This window comes from Kitasatospora sp. McL0602 (genome assembly GCF_052076145.1).
Lineage (GTDB): Bacteria > Actinomycetota > Actinomycetes > Streptomycetales > Streptomycetaceae > Kitasatospora.
The window spans coordinates 1373835-1390532 of record NZ_CP197246.1 but is presented as its reverse complement, the minus strand read 5'-3'; the positions used below and the strand labels follow the sequence as shown (position 1 = coordinate 1390532).

The window sequence follows — 16698 nt, the reverse complement described above, 5'->3', positions numbered from 1 at the left end:
AGGGGCCCTCAGCTCTGTCGGGCAGGGGCGTCGCCCGTGCGGGGTGAGGTGGCGAGGAGGTCGGCGGCGATGGCGTCCGCGTCGGCGTGGAAGCCGACCATCGGGCCGGGGCGGCCGTTGCCGATCTGGGTGAACCAGCGCAGCTCCTCGGTGGGGATGCCGAGTGCGTACAGGCCCTTGGTCGGGCGGCCGGCGGCGTCGATGACGCGGAACGGCTTGCCCGTCACGGCGAGGGCGCCGGTGGTGAAGCGGGCGCCGTCGCGGGCGCTGATGTTGGTGTGGGTGGTGGCGCAGCCGTCGCCGATGAGCTGGCGCATCAGCGGGGAGGCGTCGACGCGGACGTCCGCGCGGGGGATGCGGGCGTCGATCAGGGTGGTGGCGGTGATCTCGGAGCCGTCCACCTGGCCGGAGCCCAGGGAGAAGACGCCGGTGTCCTCGCACTGGCCGAGGTCGAGGCTGGGGCCGACGACGGTGAGCACCCCGGCCTCGATCAGGGCGATGGCCTGCCTGATCCGCAGGGAGGGGGGCCCGGCGGAGACCATGGTGTTGATCGGGTTGAACCAGGCGAGGAACTCGTCGCGCTGCGAGTCGGGGTGCAGGCTGGAGAACTCGACGGCGTCCCGGACGACGCCCCGGATGTCCCGGAGGATGTCGAGGGCGGCCTTCAACGGCCCGTCCACGTTGCCCTGTTCGGCCTCGGCGGCGTCGGCGGAGAGCACCCCGAGCAGCCGGGTGTGGAAGCTCTCGGGGGAGTCGAAGTGTTCGCCGGCGAAGGGCCGGGCCATCCGCTCCAGGTCGATCGGCGGCACGCCGGTGAGCCCGGCCTCGGCGAGCAGTTTGCAGACGGCCTGCGGGTCGTCCGCGACGGCTTGGAACCCGGCGGAGAAGGCCTGGGCGGCCTGCTCGCCGTCGCGGCGCAGCAGGTGGGTGCGGTAGTAGACGTGGTCGACCTCGCGGAGCATCAGCGGCAGGACGTGCTCGCGGAAGCGTAGTTTGACGCTGCCGGATTCGTCGAGCGCGCGCCGCCGGAGCCCGGCCAGGGCTGCCTGGGTGAAGAACCGGGGTGTGTACCGGTAGTCCGCGTCCTTCTGGTTGCGGCCCCGGGCGAGCAGGGGGAGGCCGCTGCGGGAGCCGGCCATGATCTGCGGCTCGTGGCCGGAGGGTTCGTAGCGCAGGCTGCCGTCAGGGCGTTCCAGGTAGCGGCCGCCACGGCCGGAGGTGAGCACGGCGGTGACGTCGTAGAAGGTGAGGCCGAGCCCGATGACGGCGACGGGCTTGCGGGGCGGGAGGTCGTCCAGGCCCATGTCGGCGGCGGAGTCGCCGCGCAGGTAGGTGGTGCCGCGGTGGCGCGAGGCGAAGTCGAGCAGGTCGCGGTCGGCGCCGCCGGCGAAGTTGTGCGGGTGGCCGGTGGTGAGGATGACCTTGTCGGCTTCGAAGCGTTCGCCGTTGGCGGCGGTCAGCAGGTAGTCCCGCTCGGTGCCGCGCCTGGCCCAGCGGGCGCGGGCCCGGACGGGGACGACCGTGACGGAGGGGGGGAGATTGGCCAGGACGCGCTGGTACACGTCGTGCAGGTAGGTGCCGTAAATCCGGCGCGGGGCATAGACGTTGGGGGAGAGCAGCTCCGGGTGGCGCTCGCTGTCGGCGCAGAGCCACTCGTGCAGCGAGGGCCCGGCACCGGCCCGCCAGGGGCCCTCGTCGGGTTCGCCCGAGTAGAGGCTGACCTCGCCTGCGGCGGTGTTCATGAGCAGCCACTCGGACTGGTCGGTGCGCCAGACCCGGCCGGCGCCCTGTTCGGCCGGGTCGACGGTGTAGATCGTCACTTGGCGGGTGGGCCGGTCGCTCTGCTCGGCGGTCAGCCGGGCGACGAGACGTTCCAGCACCGAGAGCCCGCGGGGTCCCATACCGATGATCGCGATGTGCAGTGTGCTGTCCAGCATCTGTGCCTTCCCTTCTGGGGTTGGTAACCGTCTGCTGTGCTGTCTGCTCCATGGGTGGCGGTGCACCGGAAAAAGATGCACCGGAGATCAAATTTGTCCTGCAGGTGAAGTGAGCACCAGTGTGGTGTAGACCGGCGTGACTAATCGGCTGATACCGGGAGATAGCGCGAAGACGATCACGAAGTCCGTCAGGTCGCCCACGCCCGGCGCGGTCCGGTGACGGCTGCGCATGGTGGTATGACTTCGATGCGGAAGAAATGTTTCTGATGGGGGATCACATGCAGGCGACAGCACCGGCTATCGGTCGGAGAGAGCGCAACAAGCAGAGGGTCCAGGAGCGTCTGTACGAGTCGGCGGTGAGCCTGATCACCGAGCGTGGTTACGACGGCACCTCGATAGACGACATCGCCGAGCGGGCGGACGTGGCACGGGGGACGTTCTTCAACTACTTCCAGCGCAAGGAGGACCTGATCAGCGAGTGGGGCGAGCGTCGGCGGACGCGGCTCGCCGCAGCGCTGGAGGCGGACGGGGTCGGGGCCGCGACGGGTTCGGTCGTCCGGCTCGAACGGTGCATGACCCTGCTCGGGCGCCTCAACGAGGAGGAGTACGAGGTCACGGTCGCGATGCTCACGGCCTGGGTCAAGGCCGGACGGCCGCTGCTGGAGGAGCCGTTCGTCGGCGACACCTTCGCGAGCATCATCGAGACCGGCGTAAAACGGGGCGAGTTGCGGGGCGGTCTCAGCCCGGCGCAGGTCGGCGAGGTGCTGCGCGATCTCTACCTGGGGACGCTCTACCGCTGGTCGCGCGAGTCGGTGCCCGGCGAGTCGGGTGTGCTGGAGGCCGAACTGATCGCGGTGCTAAGGCTGTTGGTCAGAGGCATCGCTGCTGCTGACGGCCGCTGACGGCTGCGGGCGGGTGGAGGTGTCCGGTCAGAACAGCATCGGCTCCAGGGCGCCTTCGTGCGCCAGCAGGTGCTGCTTGCGCTCCACCCCGCCCGCGTAGCCGCGCAGTGTCCCGTCCGCCCCGATCACCCGGTGGCAGGGGCGGACGAGGAGCACCGGGTTGGCGCCGACGGCGCCGCCGAGGGCCTGCACGCCGTCCAGGGAGACCCCGAGCTCGGCGGCCAGCCGGCCGTAGGCGGTGGTGGAGCCGTACGGCAGGCCGTCGAGCGCCGCCCAGACCCGCTCCTGGAAGTCGGTGCCCCGGGTGGCGAGCGTCAGCTCGAAGTCGCGCAGCTCGCCGGTGAAGTAGGCCGCCAGCTGCCGGGCCGGCTCGGCGAAGGCCGACGGCAGGTGCGTCCAACCACCCTGCACGGCAAGGGCGTTGCGCTGTCCTCGTATGGTGAGGCCGGTGAGGGCGAGGCCGCCGGGAGCCGCCGCGTCCGGGAGGCCGGTCAGCAGCAGCTCGCCGATCGGGCTGTCGAGGGTGGTGTACAGCGTCATGGCTACGGTCCTTCACGGGCAGCGGCGGCGGGCAGCGGGTGAGGAGGTCCGTACCTCTCCCATCCGATCATCGTCCGGCTGGGGGCCCGCAGGCCAGCGGAAATCGGACGTCGCGTTCCGAATCCGGTACGGCACGCCGCCCGGCACAGGTTGTCTGGACCAGTGGGCCCACCCCGGCGCCCGCACGGTGCAACCCGTTCGCCTCCGACGGTGTTGAGGTACCTGATGGACGAGACAGCCCTCCCGCTCACCGAACTGCTCGCGACCGACCTGGACGACGGCTTCACCGAGCTCGTCCGGACCCAGGCCGGTGCCGTACGGTCGGTCCTCCTGCGCCTGTCCGGCTCCGCCCGGGAGGCCGACGACCTGGGCCAGGACACCTTCCTCAGGGCCTACACCGCGCTGCGCGACTACCCGCCCGCGCGGCGGCGCGAGCTGCAGCCCAGGGCCTGGCTGCTGACCATCGCGGCCAACGTCTGGCGCAACCACGTCCGCACCGCGACCCGCCGCCCGGCCACCGCCGACGGGCTGGAAGCCGCCCAACTGGACCTGCCGGACAGCACCCCCGGCCCCGAGCAGCGCGCGATCGAGGGGACACAGCGGGCCCGGCTGGTCTCCGCGCTCGCCGAGCTGCCGGAGCACCACCGGCTGCCGGTCGTGCTCCGGCACGTCGGTGAACTGAGCTACCAGGAGGTCGCCGAGATCCTGGCGTGCCCGGTCGGGACGGTGAAGGCGCAGGTCTCGCGCGGCCTCGCCGCGTTACGGTCGGCGCCACTGCTCGCGGCCGACCGGGCGGCGGGCCACGACCCGCTGCGAGCGAGCGAGCATGCGGCAAGGGAAGGCGGAGTGAGGAGGTGACGGGATGAACGACGCGGACGACAGTGACGGCGGCGACGGCAGGCTGCTGGTGGGGCCGGAGCCGGCACCGGCCGGGTTCGCGGCTCTGATCCTGGAGCGGGCGGGCGTGCCCGCGCACCGGTACGACCGCTACGCGCAGGTGGAGAGCCCGGTCGGGCCGCTGTACGTGGCGCACGGCCGGGGAGCCGTCACGGCCTCGGCCGCCGTGGAGTGGTACGACTGCCCGGCGGGCTTCGAGGAGGCGCACCGGGCCCGGACCGGCCGCTCCGCGCTGCCCGTCGAGAAGCCGCCGCCCGGACTGCTCGGGGCGCTGCGCACGGGGCGCGACAGGCTGCTGCGGTACGAGTTCGGGCCGGTCTCCGCCACCCAGCGGGCCGTCCTGGAGGCCGTCCGGGCGATCCCGTTCGGGCAGCTGCGGCCGGCGGTCTGGCTGGCTCGGGAGGTCGGTGGCGCGGTGACACCGGCCGAGGTGCTGGGCGCGGCGCGGGCCAACCCGGCGGCGGTGCTGGTGCCGACGCACCGGCTCTGCCTGGCCGACGGTCGGCCGGCCGACTGCGGGCTGCCATCGGGCTTCGCCCGTCGGCTGCGCGAGCGCGAGGGAGTCGACGAGGAGCGGGTCGACCGTCTCGTCCGCGCCGGGGCGTGCCTCCTCGGCAGCGCGACGACGCGGATCTTCTGCTACCCCACCTGCGCGCACGCCCGGCGCATCACGGGCCGCCACGAGGTGCCGTTCGCCTCAGCCGGCCAGGCCGGTGCGGCGGGCTTCCGGCCGTGCCTGAGCTGTCGGCCGGTAACGGTGCGGTGAGCCCGCACGCCGGTACGGGCTCACGGAGTGAGCAGGAGTCGGGCGGCGAGGGCGAGGAAGACCAGGCCGACAGCCGCGTCCAGCAGTCGCCCGGTGCGGCCCGAGGCGGGGCGGCGGCTGCGCAGCCAGCGGCTGAGGCGGTGGGAGGCCTCGACCAGGAGGGCCAGCCACAGGGAGCCCAGGGAGAGGTAGACCGTGGCGAGGACGACCATGGTGGGGGCTGTCGGGGCGCCGGGTGGGACGAACTGCGGGAGGAAGGCGAGCAGGAAGAGCCCGACCTTGGGGTTGGTGCCGGTGGAGGCGAGCCCGAGCAGGTAGTGCCGCCGGGCGCTGCCCGCTGCCACGGTGGGGACGGCGGTGGCGGCCGGGCCGGGGTGCCGGGCGGCGCGGAGGGCGCGCAGACCCCACCGGAGCAGCAGGGCGGCGCCGGCCAGCCGGAGGGCGGTGAGCAGCGCGGGCAGCGCGGTGAGCAGGGCGGCCACGCCGGTGACGGCCAGGGTGGCGTGCCCGGCCCCGGCGGTGATCATGCCTGCGGCGGCTGCCAGGGCCGGGCCCCGGCGCTGGTGCCGGCGGACCAGGCCGGTGACGAGTACCGCGTCCGGGCCCGGGGAGGCGATCACCGCCGCGCAGCTGCCGAGGAAGGCGGGCGAGCAGGCGGCGGCGAGTGCGGCCGCGCTCATCCGCGTACGGGCGCCACGGGCTCGGGCTCGATGACGAGTTCGGCCTCCAGCCTGCGGACGGTCGCGATGTCCGCGCGGATCTGTTCCTCGTCCTCGTGCGTCAGCACGACGAAGCCCAGCTGGAGGGTGTCCAGCAGGTCGCGGGTGGCGTGCACCCGGTCGCCGTCCTTGAGACGGATCGTCGAGCGGTGGTGCGAGGCGAGTTGCTCGACCCCGCCGAGGGCGGCGGTGTTGCGGACGGTGCCGGAGCTTCGGGCGATCAGGAAGAGCACGGACATCTGCCGGTGCAGCCGGTAGCTCTTGGGGATGGTGCTGCGGTCGGTGAACCAGCGGACGGCGCGGTGGAGTTGGCTGTCGCCGGTGGCGGTGAGGCAGAAGTCGGGGTGCCCGCCGCCGTGTGGACGGGAGTTGACCTCGACCAGGCGCGGGCCGTCGGGGGTGAGCATCACCTCGATGTGCGCGGTGCCGTAGCGGAAGCCGACGGCGTCCAGCACGGCCTCGGCGTACTCGGTGAGGGCGGGGACGACCGGGTCGGTGGGGGAGACCCAGCTCAGGCTCTCGTACACGGCCATCTGCTCGCCGTTGTCGATCTTTCCGTAGCGGCAGACGTCGGCGACGGTGTGCCGGCCGCCGTGGCTGAAGGTGTCGACCACGTACTCGGTCCCGAGGGCGTACTCCTGCACCACCATGCGGTCGTTGAGGTTGCGCCACTGGTTGGTGCGGCCGAGCTGGGCGTCGAACGGGACGCGCCAGTCGCGCCCGGCGGGCACCCGGGTGACGCCGTCGGTGCTGCCGCTCTTCGGCGGTTTGACCACCAGGTCGCGTCCGGTCAACTGCTCTTCGGCGAGCCAGCGTTCGACCTCGGCGGGGTCGTCGGTGCAGATCTGCCGGATGCCGGGCAGCCCGGCCGCCCGGACGGCGAGGGCCATCGCGCCCTTGTCGCGGCGGGCGGCCGCCAGCGCCGGGGTGTTGACGGTCTCGGGGTGCAGCCGTTCGGTGAGCCGGTCGGCCAGTTCGACGCCGCTCTCGGCGCCGGGCAGCACGCAGCGCGGGGCGAGCGTGCGCAGTTCGGTGACCAGCCGCTCGATGTCCCCGTCGAAGGCGAGCACCTGGGCGAAGTCGCCGGGCCGGAAGGAGTCCGCGTAGGCGGCGGGTACCTCGGGGTGGGAGGTGACGGCGACCACGGGCACGCCGGCCGCGATGAACGCGGGCGCGTACATCCCGCCGGAGGAGAACGGGTCGACGATGACGGCGGGTCGGTGCGGTGCGGGCGCGGCCACGGTGCGGTCCTTGTCTGTCGGGAGGCCGGCCACCCGGGGGTGGCCGGCCTGGGATCGAGCACGGTGCTGGGAGCGACTACGGTGCTGGGATCAACTGTGCTGTCGGCAGCCGGGCTTGAGCTCCCGGCTGAGCGGCAGACGGCGGTGGACGACCGGGCTGCCGGGCGGCGCGGGGATCACCGCGGTGACCAGTGCCCCCTGGCGGACGGCCGGGATCTCCTTGCGCAGTCTGCTGAGCGAGGTGCCGCGTTCGTGCCACGGGCAGACGAGCTGCCGCCCGGTGCTGTCGGGCACCGCCAGGTGCAGCGGGCCGCCCCGGTGCGGGCAGCCGGCCCGTAGGACGAACCCGCCGCTCCCGGCGTCGGCGTACACGTAGGGAACTCCGCCGACCTCGACGCAGTTGCCGGGGCCGCTCACCGCGAAGGTCAGCACGGCGAAGGTCGGCGCCGCGACGTCTGGCGCCTCGGGGCTCAGCTCAGGCATGCCTGGTAGTCCCCCACGGAGTGGATCTGGTAGACGCACTCGTCAGACTCGATGATCGCGCCGTGCAGGCGGTTGCGCTGGATGACGGTGCCCTCGCCCGCCTCCAGGATCTGGTACGAGTTGAAGCCGCTGACGAAGCGCATGGTGCCGGAGACGATGTGGCAGAGCTCGTCGCCCTCGTGGCTGTGGGTGTTGGAGAGCTCGCCGAAGGGCTCGACGATGTCCGCCACCGGGGCGGTGACCCGGCCCTCCAGGATGGCCTGGTGGACGGGGCCGTGCAGCTCCTTGTACCGGGGGCCGTCGTCCATCCAGGCGATCTGGGTGGCGAAGTCCTCGTCCGCGAGGGTGCTCAGGGCGCGGAACTCCTCGATGCCGCGCACGATTTCGGGGATGATCTGCTCCCCGTGCTCGGCGATCAGCGGCTTGATGAGCTTCTCCAGGGCCATCCGGCCGTGGTGCTGGTCGATGTGCACGTGCTCGGTGAAGTAGCGGGTGTCGGCCTGGCCGTCGAAGACCTGGTCGAGCAGGTCGGTGGCGCGCCGGCAGAAGTCGACGAGGGTGCTCTCGGTGTAGTAGAGCGCGCCGATGTAGCGGAAGAAGTGCTCGTGGTTCTTGCCGAGGTAGTGGAAGTAGTTGTTCATGGCCAGGCTGCTGACCAGGTAGTACTGCCAGTACCTGTGCAGGTCGGAGCTCAACTCGACGGACTCCAGGGTGCGTTCGAAGAGCTGGCTGTGCTTGGTGTCGTGCACGCCGTACCCGTACTCGTCAATGACGATCTTGAACCACTCGGACTGCGTCTGCCCGTAGTAGCCGAGCACGTTCCGGATCATCGGGGACGCCTCGGAGAGGAAGTCGGGGGCGAACTGGATCAGCCACATCCGGGCGGCGCGTTGCGGGTCGGGAGACTTGAGGATGGCCTGCTCGGCGAGCGAGGCCTGCCCGGTGGCGTCGACGCCGAGCGACTCGAGGTAGCCCTCCAGCGCGGCGGTGTCCCAGCTGCCGCTGACCTCGACCTCCTCGTCGAGGAAGCCGAAGGCGAACCGCTCCAGCGCCGGGCGGATCAACTCGCCGCGCGCCCGGTTGCCGGGGCTGTAGTAGGAGCGGAAGTCGTCGTCCAGGCCGCCCAGCCCGGCTTTGGGGAAGAAGACCAGATCGGCCTCGTAGATGCTGGTGAGGATGCGCTGCGCGGCCAGGCTGCTGTACTCCAGGGCCCGGTCGCGGCCGGGCACCCGGTCGAAGTCCAGGTGGGGGAGCACCTGCGGGCGCAGCTGGCGGTGGTACGGGTTGTCCGCGTTCTCCCACTCCTCGTTGTCGCGGTAGATGGGGTTGGCGGCGTAGGCGATGACGGCCTGGCGGAGTTCCTCGCCGGTCAGGGCGAAAGGCACGTGGGGGGCCGGGGTGTGGGACACGGTCCGGGTTCCTTCCGTTCGTTGGGGCGGGTCAGTGGAGCTCGAACCGGGTTTCGGTCCAGGAGAGTTCGAGTGTGAGCGGATCGGCGGGGGAGACCTGTACGGGCTCGGGCAGCGGGATCATCGCCTGCATCCAGTGCGAGCTGACGTTCTCGGGGCTGTTGCGCAGCGTCACGCCGCCGCCGAGGTCGAGCTCGAACCAGGCGGCCAGCGCGTGGGCGGTGCCCTCGGCCCGCACGGGGATCTCCAGGGTGCTGCTGCCGGGGCCCAGCTGCCCCGACTCCAGGTCGAAGGAGGCGAGTTCGACCGGGGCCGAGAGCAGGCGGTGCGGCCAGGTGTGCAGCCGGACGGGGAAGTGGCCTGCGGTGGCGAGCGTGTTGAGCAGTGAGACGTCGAAGCCGCTGGCGTTGTCGACGCGGTTGAGACCGGCGGCGACCTCGCTCTGGACGAGGGAGCCGAGCACCCGGGCGGCGCGTGGCAGCATCACCCCGCCGGGGCGCAGCAGCGACTCGCGGGCGTGCCGGACGCTGGGCAGCAGCCCCTCGCCGATCAGGCCGCAGTCGACGATCTCGGAGATCACCGCGTCGACCCGGCCGGGCAGGTCGCGGCCGACCACCAGGTCGGTGGAGAAGGTGCCGAGCACGGTGATGGAGTCGGCGAAGCCGTGGTCGGCGACGACCTGGCGGGCGATCTCGGCCATCACCGGGTTGGCTTCGCAGCTGTAGACGTGCCGGGCGCCCGCCTTGACGGCCATCATGGCGAGCAGCCCGGTGCCCGCGCCGATGTCCAGCACGGTGGCGCCCGCCGGGACGACCCGCTCCAGCGCCACGGCGAGGGCGTCGTTGCGCTCGTGGTCGTTGAGCATGGCGAAGTGCCAGCGCGGCACCGTCTCCCGTGCCAGGGCAGCGAATTCGGGGCTGGTGACGCTGAGCGCGGCGGCCGGGTCGGCGAGGGCGTCGACGGTGGCGGTGGCCAGCCGCCCGAGCTCCTCGGCTCTGGCGCGTAGGCCGGCCAGCGCTATCCGGGCGTACCGGTCCGTGCCCGGGTCGGGGACGGCCGGGGCGTGGCCGGGTTCGGGAACGGCCGGGCCGGGGGCGGTCGCGGTGTCGAGTCGTGCGGTGGGTACGGCCATCGTCGGGTGCACACTCCTGAAAGGGTGACGGGATTACGGTGGCTGACCGGGCGTCGGGGATTCGCGCGCGGATCGGGGCGGTGCGCCGGGGAATAGCGACGGTGAAATCCCCCGGACTCCATGGGATTTCTCGCTCCGTCGACAAATGGAGTAGACCATTTTGGTTCGGAAGTGGGCAAGGAATCACCGTAGGGAGCGGTACTTGGCGGTGTCCGCCGTGGTCAGCGAGCTCTCGGGGCCGGCACCGGCACCGGCACCGGCCCCGGCGGCCGGGCGGGTCTCGCGGACGGCGGCGGCTGCCATCGCGAGTGTGGTGTGCCGGTACCAGGCCACCCACCCGCGCACCTGGTGGCTCCCGAGCCCGGCGTGGCTCGCCGCGCGACGTACCGTCAAGTCGGCCGTGCGGCGTGCCAGTACGGCGTCGACCATCGACGGCAGCGGCGTGGGGTCGGGGGCGTGGACGAGGTGTACGGTCTCCTCGCCGTCGAGGCCGCGGTGCAGCAGCAGGGTGTGCCGGAAGCCGTCCGCGGGCGGCCCCCAGGTGCTCCGGAGCAGGGTCCTGTCCCGGCAGACGATCTGCCAGTTGCCGTTCAGTCGCGGGCAGTTGAGCACGTGCAGGCCGGTCTGGTCGACCATCCGGGCGGAGGCGAGGGCGGCCCGGCCCGCCTCCTCGGGCAGCTCCAGCGCGTACGGCAGCCGACGTCGGCGCAGCCAGCCGCGCAGGTGTCCGTCCTGGCTGAACTCGGCGCCGCCCACGACCCAGGAGAACGGCATCCCGCCTGCGGCGGCACGCTCGGTCATCTCCCTGGCCAGGGCGGTCTTGGGGCGGAAGCGGCTCTGCTCCTCGGGGATGCCGGCCGCTGCGCAGCGCGCCGGGTCGTCGGCCCACTCCGGTGGCAGGTAGAGCTCGCGGTCGACGATCGCGCTGCCGTGCGCCGAGACGTAGCAGAGCAGTACGCCGAGCTGGCTGTTGCGCAACTGCTGGTCGCGGCCGCCGGGTTGGCGGGCGACGGCGACGGCCTGGCTGCCCGTCCGCAGGTTCTCGTGCTGGCAGAGCACCAGTTTGGCGGACGGCCGGGCGAGCCGCCCGCCCAGGTAGTCACGGACGCGGTCCCGGAAGGCTTCGGCGTCCCAGCGGGCGCGGGTCAGCAGGCGCTGGGTGCTCCAGGCGGTGCGGTTGCCCGCGTGCTCCGCGAGCCTTCTGCTGTTGCCGAGTTCGGCCGCGTTGAGCAGCCCGTCGATGTAGGCGAGCGCCAGGCGGCGTGGCTCGGCGCGGGCGAAGAGCGGTGCGACCAGCTCGGCGAGTTCACGGGAGTCGTCAAGGAGTAAGCCCGGTCGGTGCATGGCCTCGCTGCCACCCCCTCAAGGTCTAGACCAGTGTGGACAAGCCGACCATAGGCGCCGACGGATCGGGACAACAGCCTTGAACTCCGGCGGCGGAGCGGCTAGTCACGTCAGCTGAATTCACCGACCGGCCGACCGGTTTCCTGGAATCGGAAAGGGCGTTCGGTGACCGATGCAACCGGTCGGACACGATCGGTGTTACCTCTCCCGGCAGTACCGCCGGACAGCTGTCGGACAGCTGTCGGGCAGAAAGGGGAACCGATGACCACCGACGCAAACACCAGGACCGGCCTGGCCCGCGCCGTGCGCCCCGCCGCGCCGCCGGGCCGCTCCACCGGCCTGCTGCTGCTCGTGCTGCTCTCCGGGCAGGCGATGGCCAACATCGACACCGCCGTCGCCAACGTCGCGGCGCCCGCCGTCCGTGACGACCTCGGCACCTCCGACGGTGGGCTCACCCTGGTGGTCGCCGGGTACGCGCTGTTCTTCGCACTCGCCCTGATGCCCGGCGCCCGGCTCGGCAGCAGCCTCGGAGTCCGCCGGGTCTTCCTGGGCGGTCTGGCCCTCTTCACCGTGGCGTCGCTGCTCTGCGGTCTGGCGCCCGGCACCGGCACCCTGATCGCGGCCAGGCTGCTCCAGGGCGTCGGGGCCGGGCTGATGGTCCCGCAGATCCTGATCGGTATCCACCGCTGGTTCCCCGACGGGCAGCGGGCGCGGGCCGTCGGCCTGTACGCGGCCACGCTCTCCGGCAGCGCGGCCCTCGGTCAGGTGCTCGGCGGCGTCCTGGTCTCCGCCGACCTCTTCGGCACCGGCTGGCGGGCCGCCTTCCTGATCAACGTCCCCGCCGGGGCCGCCGCCCTGCTGGCCGGCGCCCGCCTGCTGCCACGCACCGGCGCCGACGAGCCGGCGGTCGACCGGCCCGCCGCCGGCGGCGGTCTGGATCTCACCGGCAGCGCCCTGCTGGCCCTGACCACCCTCGCCGCCCTGCTGCCGCTCACCCTCGGGCCGGGCCTCGGCAGCCCCTGGTGGAGCCGGCTCGTCCTCGCCCTCGCCGTGCCCGCCCTGGCCGCCTTCCTGCGCACCGAACGCCGGGTGATCCGCCAGGGCCGCCGTCCCGCGCTCGACCTGCGGCCGCTCGCGCTCCCCGCCGTCCGCTGGGCCCTGCTCGCCCAGGCCGGGACGACGCTCACGTACTTCTCCCTGCTGTACGTGCTCGCGCTCCACCTGCAACGACAACTCGGCCTGAGCGCCTGGCAGTCCGGCCTGGTGCCGCTCGGCTGGGTGCTCTGCTTCGGCGTCACCGGGCCGCTGCTGCCCCGGCTGCCCGCCGCCCTCCGCCGCCTGCTGCCGGTGCTCGGCGGCCTGCTGTTGGCCCTCTCGTACGGGGCGATCGCCCTGCTGCAGGCCGCCGGAGCAGCCGGGCCGTGGCCGCTCGCGGCGGTGCTCTGCGTCGGGGGCCTCGGGCTCGGCACCACCTTCAGCTCGCTGCTGACGCTGCTCACGGACGCGGTGCCGCCGCGCTTCGCGGCCGACCTCAGCGGCTCGGTCAGCACCCTCACCCAGCTGGCGGGCGTCCTCGGCGTGGCGCTCTTCGGCGCCGGCTACCCGTGGTTGGCGTCCCACGGCACCCCCGGCACGGCCTTCGCGCTGGTCGCCCTGGGCCTGGCGGCAGTGGCCACGCTGAGCACGGTGGCGGCGGCGCGAGCGCTGCGGCGTTGACCGGCTGCATGTGCAACCGTCCGGCCGGCGGCGGTGTTTCAGAGGTACAGACCACTGAAGGCCGCATCCCGGAAGAGGCAGTGATGACCGAGCTGACCGACCTGACCGCCCATGAGCTGGCCGCGCGGGTCCGCCGTCGTGAGATCTCCCCGGTGGAGGTCGTGCAGGCCGCGCTGGACCGGATCGAGCAGGTCAACCCGACCGTCAACGCGTTCGTCACCGTCTGCGGCGACCGGGCGCTCGCCGCCGCCAAGGAGGCCGAGCGGGCGGTGGAGTCCGGGGCCGAGCTGGGCCCGCTGCACGGTGTGCCGATCGCCGTGAAGGACCTCGACCCGGTCGCCGGGGTGCGGATGGCCCGGGGCTCGCTGGTCTTCGCCGAGGACGTGCCGACCGAGACGATCCTCTGCGTCGAGCGGCTGGAGCAGGCCGGGGCGATCGTGGTCGGCAAGACCAACACCCCCGAGTTCGGCTTCAAGGCGACCACCGACAACGCCCTCTTCGGCCCGACCCCGACACCGTTCAACCTCGCGATGAACGCGGGTGGTTCCTCCGGCGGCAGCGCCGCCGCCGTCTCCGCCGGGCTCGTCCCGCTCGCCCAGGGCTCGGACGCGGGGGGCTCGCTGCGGGTGCCCGCCGCCTTCTGCGGTGTCTTCACGCTGATGCCGACCTTCGGCCGGGTCGCCGTGCAGGCCAAGCCGAACGCCTTCCGCCGCCTTAACCCGATGGTGGTCTACGCGCCGCTGGCGCGTACCGTCCGTGACGCCGTCCTCGGCCTGGACGTGATGTCCGGCCCGCACCCGCGCGACCCGTTCTCCTTCCCCGTCGGCGACCGGCTCGTCGACGGCCTGGACGGCGACCTGACCGGCCTGCGCGTCGCCTACAGCCCTGACCTGGGTGGCTACCCCGTCACCGCCGAAGCCGAGCGAATCGTCCGGGCCGCCCTGCCCGCCCTCGCGGAGGCGGGCGCCGTGGTCGAGGAGGTCGACTTCCGGCTGCCCTTCCCGCACGAGGAGCTGACCGCCATGTGGCGGCGCTACCTGTCGGTCTGCCACGCCGAGTCCGCCGAGATCTCCCGCCGCGCCGGGATCGACCTGGTCGCCGACCACGGTGGCTCGATCGAGGCCGGGTACCTGGACAGCGTCCGGGTCGGCGGCTCGTTCAGCGCCGTCGACTTCCGGCTGGAGGACCTGATGCGCACCCAGGTGCTGACCGCCTTCGAGGACCTCTTCGACCGCTACGACCTGGTGGTCAGCCCGGTCAACGGCGTCACCGGGGTGCCGAACGGGACCGACCGCGACACCGTCGGCCCGCACGAGATCGACGGCCGTCCGGTGGACCGCTTCGTCGGCTGGTCGCTCACCAGCCCGTTCAACCTGATCGCCAGCCCGGCCGCCTCCGTCCCGGTCGGCCGCGCCGCCAACGGCGTCCCGGTCGGCCTCCAGCTGGCCGCCCGCCGCCACCACGACCTCACCGTCGTCCGGGGTGCCGCCGCGCTGGAGGCCCGGCTGCCCTGGGCCGACAGCTACCGCGACCTGCGGCTCGCCGCCAACTGAGAACCACCAACACCACCAGCACCACCAGCACCACCACCGCGATCCCCCTCAGCCAAGGAAACCTGACCATGCACCTGCACGAGCGCGCCGCCCTCTTCGACCTCGACGGCACCCTGGTCGCCACCGAGCACCGCAGCCGCGCCGCCTGGACACGGCTCTTCACCACCCACGGCCTCCCGGTGGACGACGCACTGCTGGCGAGCTTCGTCGGCCGCCGGGGCCAGGAGTCGCTCGCCGACCACGTGCACCGCTTCCCCGGCCACACCGTCGACGAGCTCTTCACCGAGGCCGTCGGCTACCTGAACGGCCCCGACATCCCCCCGCCGTACCCGGTGCCCGGCGCGGCCGAGCTGATCGCCGGGCTGCACGCCGACGGCGTCCTGCTCGCCGTCGTCACCTCCGGCCTGCGCGAGCACGCCACCGACCTGCTCGACCACGTCGGTGGCGCCGGGCTGTTCAAGGTGCTGGTCACCGCCGAGGACGTGACGGCGGGCAAGCCCGACCCGCAGGGCTTCCTGGCCGGCTGCGCCGCGCTCGGGGTCGACCCGGCGGAGGCGGTGGCCTTCGAGGACGCCCCCGCCGGGATCGCCGCAGCCAAGGCGGCCGGGCTGCGCTGTGTCGGGCTCACCACCACCCACGACGCCGGGGCGCTGGCCGCCGCCGACCTCACCCTGCCCGATCTCACCGGCGTCACCTGGACGGGAGCGGGGGCGAGGTGACGCAGGCCCCTGCGGCACGGGCCGGCGGTTCGCTGCCGGCCACCGTGCTGTCCAGATTCTTCGACACCGGCTCGTTGCCGGACACCCGGGGGCACCGCCTGTTGGTCGGCGCCCTCAGCGTGGACACCCTCGGCGTCGGCCTGTTCCTCCCGCTGGCGTTCTACTTCTTCACCGTCACCACCGGCCTGCCCGTGGCCGGGGTCGGCCTCACGATCAGCGCGGCCACCCTCGGTGCACTCGCCCTCGGTCCGTTCGGCGGTCTGCTGACCGACCGGCTCGGAGCAAAACGCACCGTCGTGCTCAGCAACCTGCTCTCCGCCGCCGGTTACGCCTGCTACCCGCTCGCCGACTCCTACCTCGGCATCCTCGGCTGCGTCGCCCTGGTGATGACCGCCGACCGGCTCTACTTCGCCAGTTGGCCGACGCTGATCACCAGCGTCTCCAGGCCGGGCCAGCTCGACTCCTGGTTCGCCCTGGTGCAGGCCGTCAGCGCGGGCAGCCTCGGCACCGGTGCGCTGGTCAGCACGGTCTTCCTGGCCAACCACGGCACCGGCGCGCTACGGGTGATCGTCCTGGTCAACGCGGCGACCTGCCTGCTGGCGGGGGTGCTCATCGCCTGCTGCCGGGTCACTCCGGCCCCCGCCACCGCGACGGCGTCGGACGGCGCCGCACCCCGGGCGACCCGGCGGCACGTCTTCGCCGACCGGGCCTTCCGCCGTCTGATCCTCGCCCAGCTGCTGATCGCGGCGGCCTGGACGGTGCCCGCGGCCTTCCTCCCGCTCTACCTCACCCGGGTGCTGCACCTCGGCCAGTGGTACGCCACCCTCGTCTTCGCGGTGAACTACCTGCTGCTCTTCGTCGCCCAGCTCTGGGTCACCCACCGCGTCCGCCGGGCCCGCCGCACCCGGGTCGTGCTCGGCGGTACCGGTCTGCTGCTCACCTCGCTCGCCCTGACCAGCTGCGCGGCCGGGTTCTCCGGCTGGCTCGCCGCCGCCTGCGTGCTGGCAGGCGTCGCCGTCTACAGCTTCGGCGAGATGCTGGTCTCGCCGTCCTCGTACGCGCTGGTCGCCGCCCTCGCTCCGGACGAACTGCGCGGTTTCTACATGTCGTTGTTCCAGATGACGGGGGCGATCGCCTTCGGCATCGGGCCCGGCGTCGCCGGGCTGCTCTTCGACCTCGCCCCACTGGCCGTCCCGGCCGCCGTCGCCGGGTGCGTGCTCGCGGGCGCCGCGCTGCTCTACCTCGGCGAGGGGCTCTTCCCGGCCTTGGCGCAGCGGCGCACCGAACCGGCCGAGCTGCCCGTCGAGCCGTCGCCCGTCACCTCCTGACCACGCCCGCAC

At 73.0% G+C, this 16698-nt stretch carries 15 protein-coding genes; 7 read left to right on the top strand and 8 right to left on the bottom strand.

From position 1 onward, the window contains the following. Positions 1-8 precede the first annotated feature (8 nt). Positions 9-1937: an FAD/NAD(P)-binding protein gene (locus ACR68M_RS06505; RefSeq protein ID WP_441249469.1), complete on the bottom strand. Its 1929-nt coding sequence runs from the start codon at positions 1935-1937 to the stop codon at positions 9-11. A gap of 356 nt (positions 1938-2293) precedes the next feature. On the opposite strand from ACR68M_RS06505, the gene ACR68M_RS06500 reads away from it, so the two are divergent. Then, a complete protein-coding gene (locus ACR68M_RS06500; protein WP_441249468.1) occupies positions 2294-2839 on the top strand; it encodes a TetR/AcrR family transcriptional regulator in 546 nt (181 codons plus the stop codon). Positions 2840-2866: 27 nt separating this feature from the next. Here the strand turns inward: ACR68M_RS06500 and ACR68M_RS06495 are convergent, their stop codons facing one another. Then, positions 2867-3379 carry a methylated-DNA--[protein]-cysteine S-methyltransferase gene (locus tag ACR68M_RS06495; protein ID WP_441249467.1) on the bottom strand — a complete coding sequence of 171 codons (513 nt, stop codon included), beginning with the start codon at positions 3377-3379 and terminating at the stop codon, positions 2867-2869. Between the two features lie 225 nt (positions 3380-3604). Here ACR68M_RS06495 and ACR68M_RS06490 point away from each other — a divergent pair, with 225 nt between their 5' ends. Continuing rightward, positions 3605-4237: an RNA polymerase sigma factor gene (locus tag ACR68M_RS06490; RefSeq protein WP_441249466.1), complete on the top strand. Its 633-nt coding sequence runs from the start codon at positions 3605-3607 to the stop codon at positions 4235-4237. A 4-nt stretch (positions 4238-4241) separates the two neighbouring features. Next, complete coding sequence (locus ACR68M_RS06485; RefSeq protein WP_441249465.1) at positions 4242-5042, top strand: Ada metal-binding domain-containing protein; 801 nt, start codon at positions 4242-4244, stop codon at positions 5040-5042. 20 nt (positions 5043-5062) lie between these two features. On the opposite strand, the gene ACR68M_RS06480 is transcribed toward ACR68M_RS06485, so the two are convergent. The 6 genes from ACR68M_RS06480 to ACR68M_RS06455 all read right to left on the bottom strand — a co-directional run bounded on the left by ACR68M_RS06480 (position 5063) and on the right by ACR68M_RS06455 (position 11370). Then, complete coding sequence (locus tag ACR68M_RS06480; RefSeq protein WP_441249464.1) at positions 5063-5722, bottom strand: LysE family translocator; 660 nt, start codon at positions 5720-5722, stop codon at positions 5063-5065. After that, positions 5719-7002: an ATP-grasp domain-containing protein gene (locus ACR68M_RS06475; RefSeq protein WP_441249463.1), complete on the bottom strand. Its 1284-nt coding sequence runs from the start codon at positions 7000-7002 to the stop codon at positions 5719-5721. The genes ACR68M_RS06480 and ACR68M_RS06475 overlap by 4 nt, the downstream gene beginning before the upstream one ends. Positions 7003-7092: 90 nt before the next feature. Next, positions 7093-7485 (bottom strand): Rieske 2Fe-2S domain-containing protein, encoded by a 393-nt coding sequence (locus ACR68M_RS06470; protein WP_441249462.1) that lies wholly within the window; start codon positions 7483-7485, stop codon positions 7093-7095. Beyond that, positions 7473-8894, bottom strand: a complete 1422-nt coding sequence (locus ACR68M_RS06465; RefSeq protein ID WP_441249461.1) for an iron-containing redox enzyme family protein — start codon at positions 8892-8894, stop codon at positions 7473-7475. Before ACR68M_RS06465 ends, ACR68M_RS06470 begins: the two co-directional genes overlap by 13 nt. Positions 8895-8925: 31 nt before the next feature. Continuing rightward, complete coding sequence (locus ACR68M_RS06460) at positions 8926-10026, bottom strand: 50S ribosomal protein L11 methyltransferase (protein WP_441249460.1); 1101 nt, start codon at positions 10024-10026, stop codon at positions 8926-8928. Between the two features lie 183 nt (positions 10027-10209). Further along, positions 10210-11370 (bottom strand): IS701 family transposase, encoded by a 1161-nt coding sequence (locus ACR68M_RS06455; RefSeq protein WP_441249459.1) that lies wholly within the window; start codon positions 11368-11370, stop codon positions 10210-10212. Between the two features lie 261 nt (positions 11371-11631). Here ACR68M_RS06455 and ACR68M_RS06450 point away from each other — a divergent pair, with 261 nt between their 5' ends. The 4 genes from ACR68M_RS06450 to ACR68M_RS06435 all read left to right on the top strand — a co-directional run bounded on the left by ACR68M_RS06450 (position 11632) and on the right by ACR68M_RS06435 (position 16686). Next, positions 11632-13086 (top strand): MFS transporter, encoded by a 1455-nt coding sequence (locus ACR68M_RS06450; protein WP_441249458.1) that lies wholly within the window; start codon positions 11632-11634, stop codon positions 13084-13086. An 83-nt stretch (positions 13087-13169) separates the two neighbouring features. Further along, a complete protein-coding gene (locus tag ACR68M_RS06445) occupies positions 13170-14639 on the top strand; it encodes an amidase (protein WP_441249457.1) in 1470 nt (489 codons plus the stop codon). A gap of 68 nt (positions 14640-14707) precedes the next feature. Then, entirely contained in the window at positions 14708-15358 is a 651-nt protein-coding gene (locus tag ACR68M_RS06440; RefSeq protein ID WP_441249456.1) for an HAD family hydrolase, read from the top strand. Further along, positions 15355-16686, top strand: coding sequence for an MFS transporter (locus ACR68M_RS06435; RefSeq protein WP_441249455.1), 1332 nt, complete (start codon positions 15355-15357; stop codon positions 16684-16686). Before ACR68M_RS06440 ends, ACR68M_RS06435 begins: the two co-directional genes overlap by 4 nt. The last annotated feature ends 12 nt before the right edge of the window (positions 16687-16698 follow it).

Coding starts and splice junctions, on each gene's coding strand:
- ACR68M_RS06480 (WP_441249464.1), bottom strand. CDS start 5,722: ATGAGCGCGGCCGCACTCGCCGCCGCCTGCTCGCCCGCCTTCCTCGGC.
- ACR68M_RS06445 (WP_441249457.1), top strand. CDS start 13,170: ATGACCGAGCTGACCGACCTGACCGCCCATGAGCTGGCCGCGCGGGTC.
- ACR68M_RS06485 (WP_441249465.1), top strand. CDS start 4,242: ATGAACGACGCGGACGACAGTGACGGCGGCGACGGCAGGCTGCTGGTG.
- ACR68M_RS06460 (WP_441249460.1), bottom strand. CDS start 10,026: ATGGCCGTACCCACCGCACGACTCGACACCGCGACCGCCCCCGGCCCG.
- ACR68M_RS06440 (WP_441249456.1), top strand. CDS start 14,708: ATGCACCTGCACGAGCGCGCCGCCCTCTTCGACCTCGACGGCACCCTG.
- ACR68M_RS06495 (WP_441249467.1), bottom strand. CDS start 3,379: ATGACGCTGTACACCACCCTCGACAGCCCGATCGGCGAGCTGCTGCTG.
- ACR68M_RS06450 (WP_441249458.1), top strand. CDS start 11,632: ATGACCACCGACGCAAACACCAGGACCGGCCTGGCCCGCGCCGTGCGC.
- ACR68M_RS06505 (WP_441249469.1), bottom strand. CDS start 1,937: ATGCTGGACAGCACACTGCACATCGCGATCATCGGTATGGGACCCCGC.
- ACR68M_RS06490 (WP_441249466.1), top strand. CDS start 3,605: ATGGACGAGACAGCCCTCCCGCTCACCGAACTGCTCGCGACCGACCTG.
- ACR68M_RS06455 (WP_441249459.1), bottom strand. CDS start 11,370: ATGCACCGACCGGGCTTACTCCTTGACGACTCCCGTGAACTCGCCGAG.
- ACR68M_RS06470 (WP_441249462.1), bottom strand. CDS start 7,485: ATGCCTGAGCTGAGCCCCGAGGCGCCAGACGTCGCGGCGCCGACCTTC.